Source organism: Prosthecobacter debontii (assembly GCF_900167535.1).
GTDB classification, from domain to species: domain Bacteria; phylum Verrucomicrobiota; class Verrucomicrobiia; order Verrucomicrobiales; family Verrucomicrobiaceae; genus Prosthecobacter; species Prosthecobacter debontii.
In genome coordinates this window covers 106,347-123,041 of sequence record NZ_FUYE01000006.1, presented here as the reverse complement: position 1 = coordinate 123,041, position 16,695 = coordinate 106,347, and the positions used below count along the sequence as shown (strand labels likewise).

9 protein-coding genes are annotated in these 16,695 nt (G+C 57.9%); 1 reads left to right on the top strand and 8 read right to left on the bottom strand.

The features are described 5' to 3' along the window. Nucleotides 1-191 precede the first annotated feature (191 nt). The 5 genes from B5D61_RS10760 to B5D61_RS10740 form a co-directional block, all read right to left on the bottom strand. Nucleotides 192-4,712 carry an SIR2 family protein gene (locus B5D61_RS10760; RefSeq protein WP_078813393.1) on the bottom strand — a complete coding sequence of 1,507 codons (4,521 nt, stop codon included), beginning with the start codon at nt 4,710-4,712 and terminating at the stop codon, nt 192-194. A gap of 237 nt (nt 4,713-4,949) precedes the next feature. Continuing rightward, nucleotides 4,950-7,391 carry a COR domain-containing protein gene (locus tag B5D61_RS10755; RefSeq protein WP_176159351.1) on the bottom strand — a complete coding sequence of 814 codons (2,442 nt, stop codon included), beginning with the start codon at nt 7,389-7,391 and terminating at the stop codon, nt 4,950-4,952. Nucleotides 7,392-8,901: 1,510 nt separating this feature from the next. After that, a complete protein-coding gene (purQ, locus tag B5D61_RS10750) occupies nt 8,902-9,609 on the bottom strand; it encodes a phosphoribosylformylglycinamidine synthase I (RefSeq protein WP_078813391.1) in 708 nt (235 codons plus the stop codon). Nucleotides 9,610-9,860: 251 nt separating this feature from the next. After that, the gene (locus B5D61_RS10745; RefSeq protein WP_078813390.1) at nt 9,861-11,516 is read right to left on the bottom strand and encodes a S1C family serine protease; all 1,656 of its coding nucleotides are present in this window, start codon (nt 11,514-11,516) and stop codon (nt 9,861-9,863) included. A 57-nt stretch (nt 11,517-11,573) separates the two neighbouring features. Continuing rightward, nucleotides 11,574-13,094 carry a S1C family serine protease gene (locus B5D61_RS10740; RefSeq protein WP_078813545.1) on the bottom strand — a complete coding sequence of 507 codons (1,521 nt, stop codon included), beginning with the start codon at nt 13,092-13,094 and terminating at the stop codon, nt 11,574-11,576. 156 nt (nt 13,095-13,250) lie between these two features. On the opposite strand from B5D61_RS10740, the gene B5D61_RS10735 reads away from it, so the two are divergent. Next, the gene (locus tag B5D61_RS10735) at nt 13,251-13,562 is read left to right on the top strand and encodes a ribonuclease III domain-containing protein (RefSeq protein WP_078813389.1); all 312 of its coding nucleotides are present in this window, start codon (nt 13,251-13,253) and stop codon (nt 13,560-13,562) included. A 212-nt stretch (nt 13,563-13,774) separates the two neighbouring features. Here the strand turns inward: B5D61_RS10735 and B5D61_RS10730 are convergent, their stop codons facing one another. The 3 genes from B5D61_RS10730 to B5D61_RS10720 form a co-directional block, all read right to left on the bottom strand. Beyond that, a complete protein-coding gene (locus B5D61_RS10730; protein ID WP_078813388.1) occupies nt 13,775-14,389 on the bottom strand; it encodes a redox-sensing transcriptional repressor Rex in 615 nt (204 codons plus the stop codon). A 30-nt stretch (nt 14,390-14,419) separates the two neighbouring features. Then, on the bottom strand, nt 14,420-15,517 hold the full coding sequence (rsmH, locus tag B5D61_RS10725; protein WP_078813387.1) for a 16S rRNA (cytosine(1402)-N(4))-methyltransferase RsmH: 1,098 nt from the start codon (nt 15,515-15,517) through the stop codon (nt 14,420-14,422). 170 nt (nt 15,518-15,687) lie between these two features. Further along, on the bottom strand, nt 15,688-16,668 hold the full coding sequence (locus tag B5D61_RS10720) for a lysophospholipid acyltransferase family protein (RefSeq protein ID WP_176159350.1): 981 nt from the start codon (nt 16,666-16,668) through the stop codon (nt 15,688-15,690). Nucleotides 16,669-16,695: the final 27 nt, after the last annotated feature.

The window sequence follows — 16,695 nt, the reverse complement described above, 5'->3', positions numbered from 1 at the left end:
TGAATGGCGGAGGCTCAAATGGGGCCGATGGACGATCGTCTTTCTGAAGAATCTCGATTCATTGATCATGGGTCGAGTTAGACCGCCTTGTCATCCACAGGGTTCCCAGTCACGAAACATGGCCTTCCTTCTCGATTTCATAGAGCGGATTTCCCGATTGACCTAACTATGGATGCTTCAATTGTTCCCATTCACTTTTTAGACCACGTCTTTACCATCGCATTGTATTTCTCTTGGACACTCTTTCGATACTCTTCCAGCAACGGAATAGCGGGATAAGAGCACTCTACGATCGACATGATGTGGGCACCCAACTCTGAGCTTTGAGGGATCTGGCTATGTGGGCAATTCGGGGGGCCGAAGACGGACTCATTGAGATCTTCAGCCAATCGGTGCGCGCTTAGGGCGTAGTCAATCGCACGCAACTCACGAAAGGGATCGCCGGTGCCGATGATGAGCGTATCCCGGAGTAAAGTAGCGACGACGGACGGCAGATAAAGCCGACGACGGAAGGGCAGGCAGTGAATGTGCCGATCTCCGAACTCGGCTACGGCTGCATAGCAGCGGAGTCTCAGAATGAGAAGACGATACCACCAAAAGCTGGAATGACTGATGCCGCCTAGACTCATCTCAGCCCGCTCTAGAGCAGACCAGCATTCGTCGATGTAACTGATGACCTTGATCGGCACGGACCTGTCCTCGAGAGGCTTCTCTCTCCGCACTTTCAGCTCCTCTTTCCACTTATAGTCTGCACGACGCACGAGCATCTCGGCACGGCGGATGTGGATCCGCGCCAGTTCCTTGCCTTCCGTCAGCCCCATACCTGAGACGACGAGGGCGTGAGCTTCATTGAAGCGACGGTTGGCTTCGTGGAAGCGGTTGAGGTAACCGAGCGCCATGCCATACAGGGTGAGCACACGCACGCGCTGATCACAGTCTGAGTAAAAGTGCTCTGGAGTCAGGTGCTGGGCCAGGCGCATGGCCACATACCCCACCGCACAAATGGCCTGCCAGAGTTTCCTTGATTTTTCGTGCAAAAGATCGTCGTCACTATCCTCCTTTCTGCGAGATTCCTCCACCAGGCACAGCAGCTTAGCCCGCCGGATCATGTGATACATCGTTTTCGTTAGAGCCCACAGCAGCCGATAAAGCTCCCGCTCTGGAGCATTCCTCGCATCCCACTTATCCAGCCAGTTAAAGCGCCACGTGCGGAAATCACCCGATAAGAACAACTCCGGCTCAGCGAACATTTTGCGCAACTCCTCATCTCCTCCGAACTTGAGTCCACTGTCCCCCAATAACTTGGCCACATTTTCTGCCCACACTTGATCGTCGCCCGCGATGATCCGAGTGGAATGTTCGATGGGATCCTGAGCGTAAGTGGGCTGGGACCGCACCGAGGTATGATCCGCCGTGGAAAAGCTGGTGGTCGTGGGAGAAGACTGTTTGGCATGCGCTTGCCCTTCGGCATTCACGGCCTCTGTCAATTGCCACACTTCATGTTGGGCCAGAGCCAGATAGCTTTGACACAGCTTCAGCAGTCCCGACTCAGAATCCCTCGGTTGGCTGGATTCGTCTTTGAATTGTCTTTCGAGCTCTGCAAGAGGTTCTTCCAAGCATGATAGCGGAGTCCCATCTGCACCATCCTTACCGATGAAAGCATGAATGAAATCCACCCCCGGGCACCAGAAAAAGAGACTTTTACGCCCCACCCGCAGTAGCCGACGGAACTGACATAAAGCCGCCCAGAAAAGCTGCACACGGGCACTCACCAGTTTCTCAGGTGGGCAGTTACCTGAGTTCAGTGGCACATACACGGAGGCGATGCGCATGCACTGCACGTTATGATAGAGTGCCTCGATGAGAGGGGTGTAATGCCCGGTCGCATAAAAAGCGCGGAGATACCAATCGCCGATCATGTAATGCAGGCGTGGACGCAGTCGCCACAGTCCTTCACATTGAGAAGTCTCCAGATGATTGCTCTCACCAGACGTCGGATTGAGATAAGCACCTGGCCGTTTGAGCAATCGAAAAGACCCGGTCTGCTCTAACAAATATTGCAGTCCCAAACGCATATCTCGATACATCCAGGCGTAACCTCCCGGTTTCCGCAAAAAGACGTTCCTCTGTGCAAGCCACTTCAACCATCCTTGTTGATCGGGAGTGTAATCGAGAAACTTGCGGCGTTTGGCCTCGAAATTGAACTCAGCATCCTTATCAACAGTGGCTGAGCCCCCTTCTGGAAAGATAAAATCTTCCGAGTCACGCGCACCGAAAACCAGCCGATAACGCAAGTCATCGTTATCTCGACCTTCCTTATTGAACTTTTCGGGACAAGGGAAGACCGCCTCAGAGATCATCGCAGCGGGGTGACGAGACTGGCGGAACAAGGTCATCCCATACAGCCATAACATCCGTGTGGCGACGATGCTGACCTCGGTGCTGCTTTTGATGATGAATTGATCTGCCACCGCTCTGAGGATGCTTTCATAGGACCACTGCGTGGGCACATGCAATTCCCGGAATAATGCCGCTTCCAGCTTCGGAAAGGGTTTATATTTCTCCTCACCAGGCTTACCAGGCATGCCGCCGGGCAGATCCGTCTTGGGTGGGCTCGCGGTCGTGGCGTCGCTACCTTGAGTCAGCTCGTAGTATTGCTCGAACCAGGCTTGATAGGGGTCTGCCTCCGTCACGGTTTCCTCAGCCGGTGTGGCCTTCTTCGAGAGAGCCTTCTTAGAGGCGGTTTTCACCGGGTCCACCTTGAGCCGACCTCGTATTTCACGCGTCAGCAGCCTAACAATCTCTTCTTTCTCCTCGTTCCGCTTGTCTCGAAGTTCACCATTGCGTAGCAAGATCACCTTGATCCCCACGTCTGTGAAGATCTTCACCACCTGAGTGAACAGCACCATATCCTGCTCGTCCCAGTAGCGGGTCTTCCAGCCCGTGCATCCACCGGCTCCATTGCGGCCATACAGAAACAGCACCCACTTATTCGTGGCGATGCCGAATTTATCGATGAGCAGCTTCAACCGCAAAGAGAGTGCCTTGATGTCTTCATCAGATAGCGTCTTCTTATTCTTCGTTTCAAGTGGGGGTGTAAAGTTCACCCACTCTAACTGGAAAAAACCGCGCCGGATGGACATGCTGGACAGGATGTGGAAAAAGAGATCGAGAGGATCTCGATAGTCTTCCATCTCCAGCCACAGGGCATCATACCGCGCGGAGACGAAGAGGTGAAACACCTCCGCCATCGGCCTAGCGGTGCTCGTTTCCATCTCCACACAGATCGGCTCCGCCACGGGCAGGCTCTTGACCTTGTCATAGATCTTCTCCAGCACATGGGTGTCCTCCTGAGTCGGGCGGGAGAACCGAGCCGGCGGCTCGTGATGGCTGAACTGGATGCTGTAGCCGCCCCCTGGGAGGGCGAGGTTGAGCTTCTGATACAGCTCCCATAACAAAAGGTCCGCTCGATCCGACTCCACGAGGTGAAACCGGGAGCAGGCGCGTGAGTCATCCGGGCTGATGTAGTCGCCAAACAGCACCTCGATGCGGCGGATGTCACGGCTGGAATGACAGACCCAATAGACACGGAAGTCAGGGTCCATATCCAGCACGTACTTGATCATCTGCACGCAGCGGGCATCGCTGCCGGAGTAGCCCATGACCAAGAGATCGCTTTTGATAAAATCCGCCGGCTGATCCATCTGGGGAGACATGGGGCCACGCAGATATTGAAAGAAGCGCTCCTTATCCAGGGCCGTGGGCGGCTCATTGATGGAGGAATCCGCACGAGTCTCTAAGATATCCCCATGCATCTTGATCAAGCAGTCCTGGGCTCTCACCGTGGAGTAGGAGGGCAGCCCGCCATGGATGCTGACAGGCACGACATAGAGCGGCTCACCCTGTGCACGGTAGCTCTCCTCGATCAGCTCGTCGAAGTTCGTCGTCAAGACCACGTGCGAGCGCAAGGAGCGGCTCAGCCGCGCGATCATGTTATGGATCAAGTTAGGCCGTTTTCCACGGGTGATGTGACGGTTGAAATCGTCAATGACGGAGGTGTCCGGCTCGGTCAGGAAAATTTTCCCCGACAGCTCCCCCACACTCACTCGGGTGAGAAACTCCAGCGTCTCCGTCCAGTGAGACAGGGAGCGCAGCGCCATGTCCTCGATGTAGGTGTGGGATGAAGGCGAGAGGTTAGGATCTGACGGCTCATTGGCCACCTTCCGGTGCCGCCGGGTCTGATCCAGCTCATCTTCACTCTGATAGAGCGCATCATGCCGCAAGATGCCGGGCACCAGCGGCCGCCGCATATGAATATCCCGCTCCGAGCCATGCTCACTGGGCGAGCGATCCATCCGCGCCAGGACTTTCTCGATCTTGTGATCCCGGGAAGGATTGGCGGGGATGGTTTCAAACTGATAACGTTTCTTCTGCTTGGCGAAGGCCTCGAAGAAGTAATCATACGTCGCCTGCGTCTCCTTGCTGGTCGGCTGGGGAGGCCAGCCCCATTTCCGCAGATCCCAGTGGCCACGGCCCTCGGATTGCTTCACGACTCGATAGACCGTGTAAGCCAGGTAATCGGAAAACTCCTGGCTCATGATGATGCCGGACTGAGCCGAGATGCCACTGCCTAAGAAGGGCGTATGACCCGTCCCCTGCTCCCAGCGGGACTTGATCGTATCGATGAAGCTAGAGAGAGTCGTATGCCGCATAATGGATGGGGATAAGTTAAAATCCCAAACGAGCCTCAAGCCAAGAATTTTATCTCAATTATTTTCTTAGACGTCTATTCTGACACGATCATCGGGCGTGAAAATCCTCCTACTTCACACTCACAGAACCTACATTTGGACGCGTGAATCCATTTAGCTTGAAGGGCTTACGCGTGACTCGTGACTCAGCCTTGAACTCGTCATGCAGGGATTGACCTGGCTGATTGGACCCGGGGCTCATTCACCGCTTTCACGCTCGGCGTCTCCAAAGCCGTGCTGCTCCAGTTGAGAAAAGTCTTGGGGTAGCAGCATGTCGGCAATGACCGCAAGGATATCCCCCACGCGATTGGCGAAGTCCTGCATGAGCTTGTAGCGCTTGAAGTCCAGCTCGCCGAGCAGGTCCGCCCCTTCGACACGCACCAGATCATCCAGTTCCTTGAACTGATCTCGCCAATACTTCGCGCAGCGGGCACGCTCGATCGGGCTCATCATGGCGGCGTCCGGCAGGCGATACACACGCACGCATCGGCGGAAGGCCTCATCATCCGCTCGGCAGTTGATCCAGATCTGCCACAGTTCATACATGCAGAAGGGAGATTGCAGATACTTGGCACTGAGGATCACAAAGACCCGATCCTGCTGCGTGAGCGTGCGCATGAATTTGCTGATGCTTTCCCCCAGCCCCATGCCCGTGACATCGCGCAGGATTTTCACCCCGTGCTCCGCTACCGCCTGATCACACAGTTGGTTAACGATCTCTTGGCTGGCATCGTTCCAGGCATAGGACACCCCGTAGGTCGTCTGCGTGCGGGGTGGGGAGGTGAAGTCCGGTTTCATCTCCACTGGCGGCGTGTCAATTTCGGCTTCCTCATCCACCACCTCTGAGCCGCCTTTCAGGGTGAGCCGCTTGTCCTTCGCCAACAGATTCAGCGGGTGTTCCGTGGTGAGGATGCCGTCGGTTTGGCAGCCTGCGCGCTTGACTTCATCCCAGAACCACGGCGTCAGCATCTCCAGCAGTTGCAGGGAGTTCCCACCATAGGCCCGCAGGTGGATGATCCCGCTGCACGGGCTAGCGTCGCTTCGATTCACAGGCCGTTGTTCGATCCGGGCATGGCTGCGCGTTTTCTTCTCATAGAGGCACACTCCATCTTTCCAATACACCGCCGTCATGCCTGCTTCGGAGCCGATGCGGGAGAGCAGCCCACGCATCAGCCCGGCGTGGAGGAAGCCCACCTCCATCTGCACCTCGTCACAGACGGCGGTGCTATCCCACTGCGCCGCCACCTCATCCTCCACCTCAGCATACTCAGGCAGCAGATCCGGGGCGATGTATTCGGTCTCGATCCCGCGCTGTTGATCTCCCCGCCGATGCACGAAGCAGATGCCGCAGCTCTTCATCATGGTGAGGAAAAGCTTCTGCTCCTCCTCACTGTGTTGCTGCCAGACAAGGCTCTCCAGCAGGCTGCGGGTGAAGCGCCCCCGGATCTGCTTCAGGGTCTTGTAGCACTTCTCCCGGTTAAAGACCGCATACACCGCCTCCAGCGCCCAGGCCTGATCCAGGATGATCTGATCGTCAAAAAGACCCTTCTGGTAAAACACGATTCCCGTCTGGTGCAGGTAGTCTAACAAATGATCGGGACTGCTGACGCCCTGACAGGTGTCACAGATTTGCTGAAAATGCATTCGCGCGATCGTGCGGTTCTTTTTCAGCGCCACCTCGGGGATCTCCGCATCGGCCTTTTGCAGAGCCTCGATGTGCTGTTTCACCGCCAGCCTGCCCTTACCGATCACCGCATGCCCTTGGGTCTGGCGCAGGTGCTCGATCGCATCTTGAAGCGCCTCTTCCAGAGCCGCATGCCCCCGTCGATTGTAGGCGCTGTAGTGCAGCATTTTTTTCAGATCGAAGGGTTGTAAAAGCGTGTCCTCCACAGGCGGGCGCAGCCTTTCATCGGCTGGGGCATCACACTGATTTTGGATTACCAGCACGGGGCTCTGCACGCCCGCCAGATGACGGATGTAGGCCAACCAGTAGGGCAGCGGCTGATTGCGAAAGGTCATGCCCTTATGCACATGCGTCTCGCTATTCTCCGAGTCCGGTGTCCACACCAGGAGAAACAGCGCCCGGCTGCGCATGAAGAGCGCATGCGTGCCATGGTAGATGTCCTGCCCGCCGAAGTCCCAGAGTCGCAACAAGTGAGGTGGGCACTCGCTTCGCGACTTCGCCGCTTGCGCCTCTTGAGAGGAGCGCGGGCACTCCTGCCCGCTGGTTTCTGAAGGCGGATGGGCCAGTCCGTCTGCGACGGAAGCAGGAAGACAAGGCGGGCAAGAGTGCCCGCCCCACTTCAGCGGTGTCGTCGTCACCGTGATGCCATGGGTGCTATCCGACTCGGCCTCGAAAGGCAAACCCCGCAGCCGATTGCAGATCTGGGTCTTGCCGATCCGGCCATTGCCCAGCACCATCACCTTCACATCCGGCAGCAGAGCTTCACCTGCCTCCAGGTCCTGGAAGTGAGCCCGGAGAGATTCGAGACAGGAGGTGTAACTATTGGGAGATAATACCTCTCTTGGGACACTTTGAATGCATGTAACGTAAAGTATTAGATGCTGGATGACGGGACTCCAAATGATTTCACTTGGGATAGAATGGATAGGAACAAAAGAGGCAACGATAGATTTCAAGCCAAGCAACATCGTCAACGGCTTCAGATCACTGACGTTCGTTCTTGAAATGTTAATACTTTCCAAACATTCTAACCCAACTAAAGGCAGCAGGTCATCTACACCCGTTTTTTCGCAATTCAACAACCTTAGAGATTTAAGCGAACTCAAAGCATCTAGATTGCTGATCTGCGTGTTAGAACAATTGAGACTATGTAAATAACTCAACCCGCAAAGTGGCTCCAATTTACTAACTTTCGTATTCGAACAATTCAGATTCTGCAAAGAATGCAACGCGCTCATCACGCTTAAGTCGCATATTTTCGTGTATGAGCAATCGAGGTGACTCAAGGAATCTAAACCGACCAAGGCAGCTAAGTCGCTAATTTTCGTGTATGAACAATCAAGCCTCTCAAGATATTCCAATCCATTCAATGCATCTAGATTGGTGACATTAATAGAATAACATTCCAATTCTAGCAAATTAATCAAATCAGAGATGGGCTCCAATGAGTTTATAGGATTTTTCGAGCAAACTAGCTTAACAAGACGGGATAAATTTCGTATCGGCCCCAAGTCCGTAATACCACTTCCCCCACAATTAATGTGCCGTAAATTAAGGAGACACTCAAGTGGCTCAAGTCCGGTAGTGATACTTGTTTCGTAAAAATCAATACTTTCAAGATTATTATTCTGAGCAATTGGTCTTATATCCAGAAGATCTATGCTCGAAATGTTCAGTTCCTTTAAGTTCACCAACTTAGAGATTGGCTCCAAACTTGTTAAATTAGTGGCACAGCAATCCAAAGCTTCCAATGATTGGAGCTGTTCCAGAGGCGTTGCATCAGCCCAGGGATTGCTTCCGCATCTTAGTTTTTTTAATAATTTAAGCTTAGACAGAGGTTCCAGTGATCGCACATTACAGCCACAAAAATCCAATTCTTCCAATTTTGTCAAAACTTGAAGGTGGGAAATATCTTGCCACGCATAGCCACGTAAATAGTCCCTGCAATAAAAGAGGCGTTTTAGGTTTGGAATATGTAGCCAGTTAATACCCTTGTCTGGCAACTGATTTTCCTCCAGTTCATCACCCAAGTATATCCACTGTCCATTATTATCAGGCCATCCACTTCCTAAATTCAGCCCCGTCAAATGCCCCAGTTCCCAGAGTTCTTCGGGCCATTCTTTCAGGCCGAGCATGCCGAGGTCGAGGAAGCCTGTGCGTTTCTCTTTTTCCTCGGCGATGCGTTGACGAGCGATGCTGAGTCCTTCGGGATGGGAGGCCATGTGCCACTCTTAGCGGATCTTCGGAGGCCTCGCAAGGGTGTGGGAAGCCTGACGGATCTGCATAGATGCGTGACGCACCTGAGAGACCCTATAAGCCCACGACTCTGAACCATCGGGCCTGGAAGGCAGGGCCAGCCCGGCCTGCCTCATTTTTCACCCCAAAGGAAGCTAACCGACACGTGTGTCGGCTTACCCCTTCACCCTGTCGGCCTCAGTTTTCACTGGGACGAACAGTCCCACCCGCCTAGGCGGCGATGGCTTCGGCGACGCCTTTGAAGAGGTAGTAGCCCCAGCCTTGTTCGGCAGCGTTCCAATCGGGATCGTAGTGGGTGTTTTTGGCGATGAAGCGCTCGGGGTGGGGCATGAGGCCGAAGACGCGGCCGGTGTCGTCCTGCAGACCGGCGATCTGGGCGGTGGAGCCGTTGACGTCCTTGCCATAGAGCAGGGCGGCGTGGCCGTCCTTGAGGTATTTTTCAGCATCGCCGGGCTCGCCGACGAAGCGGCCTTCGGCGTGGGCCACGGGCAGTTCGAAGTTCTCGGGCAGGGCCTTGAGGAAGGGGCTGGTATTGCCGTTCTTTTTCAGCGGGGCCCAGCGGCAGATGAAGCGGCCGCTGGTGTTGTGGATCAGGCTGCCGCGAGGCAGGAGATCGAGCTGGGTAAGGATCTGGAAACCGTTGCAGATGCCGAGCACGTAACCGCCATTGGCCACGAACTGCTTCAGGCGCTCGCCGAGCTTGTGCTTGGTGATGAGCTGAGCGATGCGGCCGCTCATGACGTAGTCACCATAGCTGAAGCCGCCGGAGAAAACCACGAGCTGCGCTTTGTCCAAAGAGGTGGGCTCCAGATGGGCCACGGGCATGACTTCAGCGGTGAAACCAGCGGCCTCCAGAGCGCGGGAGGTTTCAAGATCGCAGTTGGTGCCGGGGAATTTGATGAGGAGAGCGTGGGGCATGGAGGGTCGGTCTTCTCTTTCTATGCCATTTCAGCGGCAGAGTGCAAGGGGGGCCTTCCGGCAGTTTCGCGGAGAGGGCGAAGGGATCGCTGGGTCAATGGATAAGTGGATGGATGCGCAAGCGCCAGAGGCAGGGGCCCGACTTCAGAGTCGCTGGTGAAGCCTACCCTCCTGGCAAGCGCCTCCGCTGCCCCCACGATGCCGCCTTGGCATCCATTCATCCACCTATCCAGCCAGCCATCTTCTCCCGCCTAGTCCAGGCGGGAGAGGCTGCCGATGCGGAACATGCCGTTCATGAGCTGGAGGTTATCCCGCTCCACCTTGATGGCGTCCAGGTAGATGATGAAGGGATACTGCTCGAGCTTGACGGTGTGGAGGCCGTTCTGAGGTTTTTTGAAGGCCTCGGCCACGTCGCCGAGTTGCTTGATGGTCACGCCATTGATCTCCTCCACGATCTGGCCGCTGAGGCGCTCGTAACCCTGGGTGCTGACGGTGGGCAGCACGGCGCTGAGGAAGACGATGTGTTTGACACCTTTTTTCTCATAGGCTTCCGGGCTACCAGCGATGCGGTTGAGGCGCAGGATGGGGCCGCCCTGCTGCTCGCTGCCAAAGGTGTTCAGGTAGGGTCGGGTGAGCTCCTGGAAGAGCAGACCGCCGCTGAGCAGGTATTTCGGACCCTGATCGAAGAGGTAGGGCCGCACGAGGTAGTCGTCCGGTTGCTTGCGGGCGAGCTTGCCCTTCAGGGTGATCTCCTTGCCATCCCGCAGCACTTTCATCTCCACTTCATCACCGACGAAGGCCTTGCCGCGCACGACGTGGCTGACGCTGAGAGGGCCGAATTGGGGGTCGATGTAGTCGCCACGGGAGTCGATGGAGTAGCCGTTGATGGCCATCATGATATCGCCTTTTTTCACCCCGGCTTTGTCGGCGGAGGCCCCAGGGGTGACGCCGCTGATGTAAACGCCGGGCTGCTCCGGCTTCATGCCCAGATACTCACGGAACTGGTCATCCAGGGTGATCTGGAACTCGATGCCCATGGAGGGGAAACCATCGTATTGACCATCCGCCACGTCTTTGAGGAAGTGCTCGATGATCGGTGCGGGCAGGAGGGTGGCGATCTGGTTTTTCGAGTCGTAACGCAGCAGCAGGGCGGCCAGCTTGCCGCCCTTAGCCACCGGCAGGGTGAAGCTGTTGGCCTCACTGCGGATGATGCCCTGGGCTTCATAGACGATGAAGCTGGCGTTATCGACGACGTACCCCTGGTTCATCACCTTGCTCACGCGCATGGGGGTGACGATGAGATCTCCCACGCGGCCGGTCTGCCAAACCACCAGGGTGTCACCGATGCGGGCGGAGGTGTCCACCTCCATGGGGGTGAGGCCGGCGAAGAAGCTGGCGTTGCGCGCGGGGATGGAATTGGCGGCCAGCAGGGCGAGGTTGGCCTCATAATCCACGGCCAGGACACGGGCGGCGATCTTCTGACCGCTCTCGGGCAGTTCCAGCTCGATGTAGGTGGCGTCCGCCACCATCTGGGCGGTGACGAGCACGCGGTTCCCCTCCAGCACCACGCCGAGACCGCGGCGGCCTCCGGCGCTGTCTTTCTGCCAGGGGATGCGCTGATTGTAGCCCTGGTAGGTGACGTTGACCTTCAGCAGGGAATTGGCCTGGAGGATGGGGGACTGCGGAGTGGTGCGCTCCAGCGGGCGCATGGGGCCGGGTTTGGCGATGGTGCCGATGGGATTGTGGCCCGGGCTGGGCTCCTGCGGTTTTCCAGGGGGTGGGGGGGTGGCAGGCGGGGCCAGGCGGGGTGGGGCAGCGGGCGTTTCAGCCGCCGAGGCGGCCGTCTGGGCTGGGGCCGTGGCGATGCCGGTGAGAAACAGGAGCGCGAGGGTGAGGAAAGGCTTCATGAATCGAAGAGACGATGTGAGGGAAAAAGGGGTGGCAGGGGGCTCCGGAGCGGGGGCTTATTCAGCGCCGAGGTAGGCGTCCTCCGGGATGTTGTAGGTCTGCATGATCCGCGGGTGAGCGGTCTCAGCGAGGTCGCGCTTCAGCACCAGCGGGCGGTCCTTTTCCATGAGCTTGATGACCACGAAGTCCGGCTTATCGCCTTTTTTCGCGAGGGCCTCTTTCACATCTTTGAGGCTGCGGATTTTCACGCCGTTGATCTCATCCACCACGCTCTGCGCGTAGGGGGTGATGTAGGTGTTCACTTCATCGGTGAGGATGTTCGTCAGCAGCACGGGCTCGGGCCGTTCCACGTAGAGTTTTTCGGTAAGAAAATTGTCAAACATGTAGTTCGCCGCACTGTCACCGATCTGGTAGGTATCCATCAGGTTCTTATCCATGGGCTGGAAGACCAGACCGGCATAGACGATGTAGCGCGGGCGCTGATTGTATTGCTCACCCAGGCGCACATAGGGGTCGAAGCGCTTCAGCGTCAGCTCCTTCTCCAGCTTCTTGCCATCCCGCAGGTAGGCCAGCTTCAACTTATCTCCGGCAAATTTGCGCTCCACCACTTCATTCATGTCCATCAGCTCCCCTTGGAAGCGGATGAGGCCGTTGTTCATCACCGGATTATCATCCATGGAGAGCAGCACATCCCCACGCTTCAGCAGGCCACCGGCACTGCCCGCAGGCTCCACATCGGCGATCATGACGCCCACGCCATCCCCATTCAGGCCCAGGGCCTTTTTCTGGGCGCTGTTTTCGATGGCGAAATCACTCACCGCCAGATCCACATAGTGGTCGTAGTGGCCGTCTTCCACGTCCTTCAGGAAACGCTCCACCACCGGCACGGGGATGATGTAACCGACATTCTGCGCCACCCGGCCACTGAAGCCCTGGAAGGCCACACCGACGACTTTCCCCTCCTGGATCACCGGGCCGCCGGAGTTTCCTGGGTTGATGGCCGCATCCACCTGGATGGCGAGGTGTGAATCCACCCCGCTATGGCTGTAAGGGCGGAAGTCGATGCGCGAGACCACCCCGCGGGTGACGGAGATGCGATCTCCCCCGATGGGGTAACCCACGGCGATCACCTCCGTGTTCAGCTTCGGAATGCCGCCGAAGCTCAGCGGCTTCAGTTTCTCAAACGGGGTGCCATCCTCCGCCTCGATGATGGCGAGGTCACAGTCATGGGCGATGAAGACCACCCGTGCCGGATGCGGCTCCGGGTCATTGGTGGTGCGGATGACCAGCTTGATGGCATTGCTCACCACATGAGCATTGGTGAGGAAGCGGTTTTTCCCGATCAGAAAGCCGGTGCCGGAGCCGCCCGAGGGCTGGCCGGAGTTCCACGGCTCGCGGTAGTCCGGCATCAGCACCGAGGCATCGATGTTCACGATGCTCTCCCATTCATCGATCAGCGGGGCCGACTCCGGAGGGGGTGAGGCCGCCGGGACCGTCTCCGGCACCAGATCCTGGGCGATGGTGGGAAGGGTGTAGGCCAGCGCAGCGAGGACAGGGAGAAGGGGGCGCATTTTCATGAGAGAAATCGGGGAACGAATCACCATACGAGGGTTAGCTAAGCAAAGACAAGCCCTTCAGTCACCTTGCTCAAAAACAAACCTTTCCTGTCCCTGCGGTCAGGAGTTGCCCTGAGGCGAAAAATCCGGCACGGTCAGCGTTCATCTTTCCCCTCCATGGCCAATCCCACCCAGTCCGAAATCCTCGATCAACTCCGCCAAGACGCCTGGGTGGGGGATGCCGTGCTGGAGCTCTACGTGCGCAGCCACATCCTGCGCACCCAGGGCCGCGTGGATGCGGAGATGAAGACCCGCTTCACCTGCAATCAATTCCTCAACTGCGTGGGCAACCCCACCAAGGTGGAGGCGGAGATCGGCGTCATTTATCAGAAGGACGGCCTGGACGCCGCCTTCGCCTGGATCAGCCAGACGCTGGAGCCGCTCTTCCTGAAACAAGAAGCCAAACGCACCCGCACGGGGAAGGCGTAGGTCGGAGATTCGGTGAGAGCGCCACACGTTCCCGCGCTCCTTCAGAGCGCGACCCTGGCTTGAAACAGGGCCTTCACCTCCACCCCAGGCCTGACGGCCTGGGCTGAATCCGAGCGGCGCTTCAGGCCGCGATGGCATCCAACGATGCCTTCATCCCCTTTCCGTTCGGACTTCGTCCACCGCCTGCGGCGGACCCGTGATCGAATCCGATCTTAACGAATGAAGTAGCTGAGGTTCTCCAGCTCCACCGCCAGGTCCACGCTGTTCACCACCACATGCTCGGGCACGTCCAGCACGGAGGGGGAGAAATTCAGGATGGCCTGGATGCCAGCTTCGACCATCTGATTCGTCACGCTCTGGGCCGCCACGGCAGGCACGGCCAGAATGGCCATCTTCACCTGGTTTTCCTGGATGAACTCCATCATCGCCGTGATGGCCAGGATGGGGGTGGCAAGATCCGGCTGACGCTTCGGGTTGACATCAAAGGCGGCCACGACTTCGAAACCTTCCTTGCGGAACCCCCCGTAGCGCAGCAGGGCGGAACCGAGATTCCCCACCCCGACGAGGATGACGGGCTGCAAGCGATTATGCCCCAGCACCTCGGAAATGGTGCTGCTGAGCACATCCACGTTATAACCCAGGCCGCGTGTGCCGAACTGACCGAAGTAAGCCAAATCCTTGCGCAACTGAGTCGGCTTCACCCCGGCCGCCTTGGCCAAAGCTTCCGACGACACCGTATCAACATCGTTTTCGCGAAGCTTGCTTAGGCAACGCTGATAAATGGACAGGCGGTAAATAGATTTGCGAGGGATGTCTATTCTAGGCACTCGTGAAATTTCACGCAGCCGTGGTGTTTGTCAATCAGTCCCCATCGTGCGAAAAGCCCACCGCAGCTTGGCCGGAGAAGACCGCGGATTCTGCCGCTGCTCCTCGGATGAGGCGCGGATGACCTCCCGGGCGACCTGGCTGTAAACACCCGTGTGCAGGCCCTCCTGAAAGGCCTTTTTCACCCGTCGATCCTCGCCGGAGTGGAAGGTGAGGATGGCCACCCGCGCGCCCGGTTTCAATGCCCCGGGGAGCGTCCGCAACAGGCTGTCCAGCACGGTGAACTCCTCATTCACGGCGATGCGGATGGCCTGGAATACCCGCCTCACCGTAGCATCCGCATCGTCAGTGGAAAGCCCGCGCGGCAGGGCCTGACGCAGCGTCTCCGCCAGGGCCTTCGTGCGGGTGATGGGGGCCTCCCGCACGCGGTCATGCAGGTGCTGGGCCAGGAGCTGGGCGCGCGGTTCATCGGCATTTTCCTCCAGCAGCCGGGCCAGCTTCTCCACACTCAGGTCCGCCAGGAGATCGGCGGCGGGTTTCCCACGCTGGGGGTTCAGCCGCATGTCCAGCGGACCGTCGTGCTTGAAGGTGAAGCCGCGCTCCGGGTTATCGATCTGCATGGAGGACAGGCCGAGATCGGCAAAAATAACGTCCGCGCCCTCATTCCAGCCCTGGTCAGACAGCGCCTTGAGCAGACCGGCAAAGTTACACCGCATGGGGGTCCAGCTTTCCTCCCCCAGACCTGTGGCCCGCAGCCGGGCGGTGGTGCGCTCCAGCTCGAGGGGGTCGGCATCCAGAGACAGGACATGGCCACCGGGCTGCACGCTCTGCCAGAGCGCCCGGGTATGCCCGCCATAGCCCAGGGTGCAGTCCACCACACGCTCACCCGCCTGCGGTTTCAGGCACTCCAGCACCTCATTCACCATGATGGGCACATGCTGCCCTGCCGGGGTCTTCCCCGCCGCCAGCACCTTGGCCACGGCATCCGGGTATTTGTCGGGATTCAGCTCCTTATATTTATCCTCAAACCGACGCGGGTTTTTGCCACTGTAGCGCTTGCGCCGCTTGTGGGGCGTGGGACTGAGGGAGGCCTCCGGGGCCGCTTCATTACCGAGAGGGTCGGACGTCATGGATGGGTTGCAAATCGGTTTCTTCCCTGTCCATAACCCGTCTCACCGCGCATTGCGAAGCGTTTGATCAGCCGACACGGCCTGAAACGGTGCGGGAACGTGTCGCAGACTTCCCTCCCGATTCGAAGATTCCACTGACGCACGCTCTCGATCAGTGCACACCACCCCTTTCACCCTGCGTTTCCGGCCCGAGCCGCAGCCATCTCCGCCAGCATCTTCATGAACTTGCGGGAGGGTTTGGCGTAGTCGGGATAAGCCGGATCAGGCTCCTGGCCGGGGAGGTAGCGCCAGTGTTTATACATCCACAGCCAGCACTCCGGATGCTCGCGGATGGCTTTCTCAAAGGTATCCCACACATGCTGAGTCAGCGCCGTGACATCGTCTTCGGGCTTGGGTTGCAGGGCCTCGAAGATGGACACCTCGCAGCGGCCATCCGGCAGCGGGCGCGCCACGCCGGTCATGAGGGAAAGCTCCAGACGCTTGGCCAACTGCACGTGCAGCGTGGGTACACAGGTGAGCAGGCCAAAGCAGCGAATGGCCGTGGAGGCCTTGCCGGGCGGGATGTTCAGGTCGGTGAGCAAACCTGCGTGGCCCTTCCGCTTCAGCGCCTTCATCAGCTTCAGCATGGCGTTCTCCTGAGAGATGACGTTGTGCCCGGAGTGCTCACGCAGCTTTTTAAAAATGGCCGTCAGGCTCGGGTTCTTAAAATCCTGCGCCACCACCGTGAATGGCACGCCGCGGAAGCCCCAAACAAGACTGACGAACTCGAAATTCCCAAAGTGCGGCGTCACCCACACGCCGCCGGTTTCCCGTGCCTGAGCCTCCGCCTGGGGATCATGCAGGATGATGGAGACATGCTCCTGCCACGTCTCCGGCGTGAGGGCTGAGGACCAGAACAGATCCAGAAACGTGCGCGCAAAGACCTGATAGGAACGCCGCGCGATCCCCCTCCGCTCCGCCAGAGTGTATTGATTCCCAAAGGCCACGCGCAGGTTTTCCAGCGCCGTTTTCCGCCCCCGAGCATCCAAGCAATAGGCCACCGACCCGATGCCCCGAGCCAGAGCCAGGATGACAGAACGAGGCAGCCGTGGCAGCAGCCAGGCAGCGGAGGCGACCAGAGCGGTCTCGCAGAAATATCGAAGCTTCTTCACCTTTGGCGATTGTGGGATGAGAAAAGG

Excerpts from the sequence above, each read along its gene's own strand:
- B5D61_RS10760 (WP_078813393.1), bottom strand. The coding sequence starts at position 4,712 with ATGCGGCATACGACTCTCTCTAGCTTCATCGATACGATCAAGTCCCGC.
- purQ (WP_078813391.1), bottom strand. The coding sequence starts at position 9,609 with ATGCCCCACGCTCTCCTCATCAAATTCCCCGGCACCAACTGCGATCTT.
- B5D61_RS10745 (WP_078813390.1), bottom strand. The coding sequence starts at position 11,516 with ATGAAGCCTTTCCTCACCCTCGCGCTCCTGTTTCTCACCGGCATCGCC.
- B5D61_RS10740 (WP_078813545.1), bottom strand. The coding sequence starts at position 13,094 with ATGAAAATGCGCCCCCTTCTCCCTGTCCTCGCTGCGCTGGCCTACACC.
- B5D61_RS10735 (WP_078813389.1), top strand. The coding sequence starts at position 13,251 with ATGGCCAATCCCACCCAGTCCGAAATCCTCGATCAACTCCGCCAAGAC.
- rsmH (WP_078813387.1), bottom strand. The coding sequence starts at position 15,517 with ATGACGTCCGACCCTCTCGGTAATGAAGCGGCCCCGGAGGCCTCCCTC.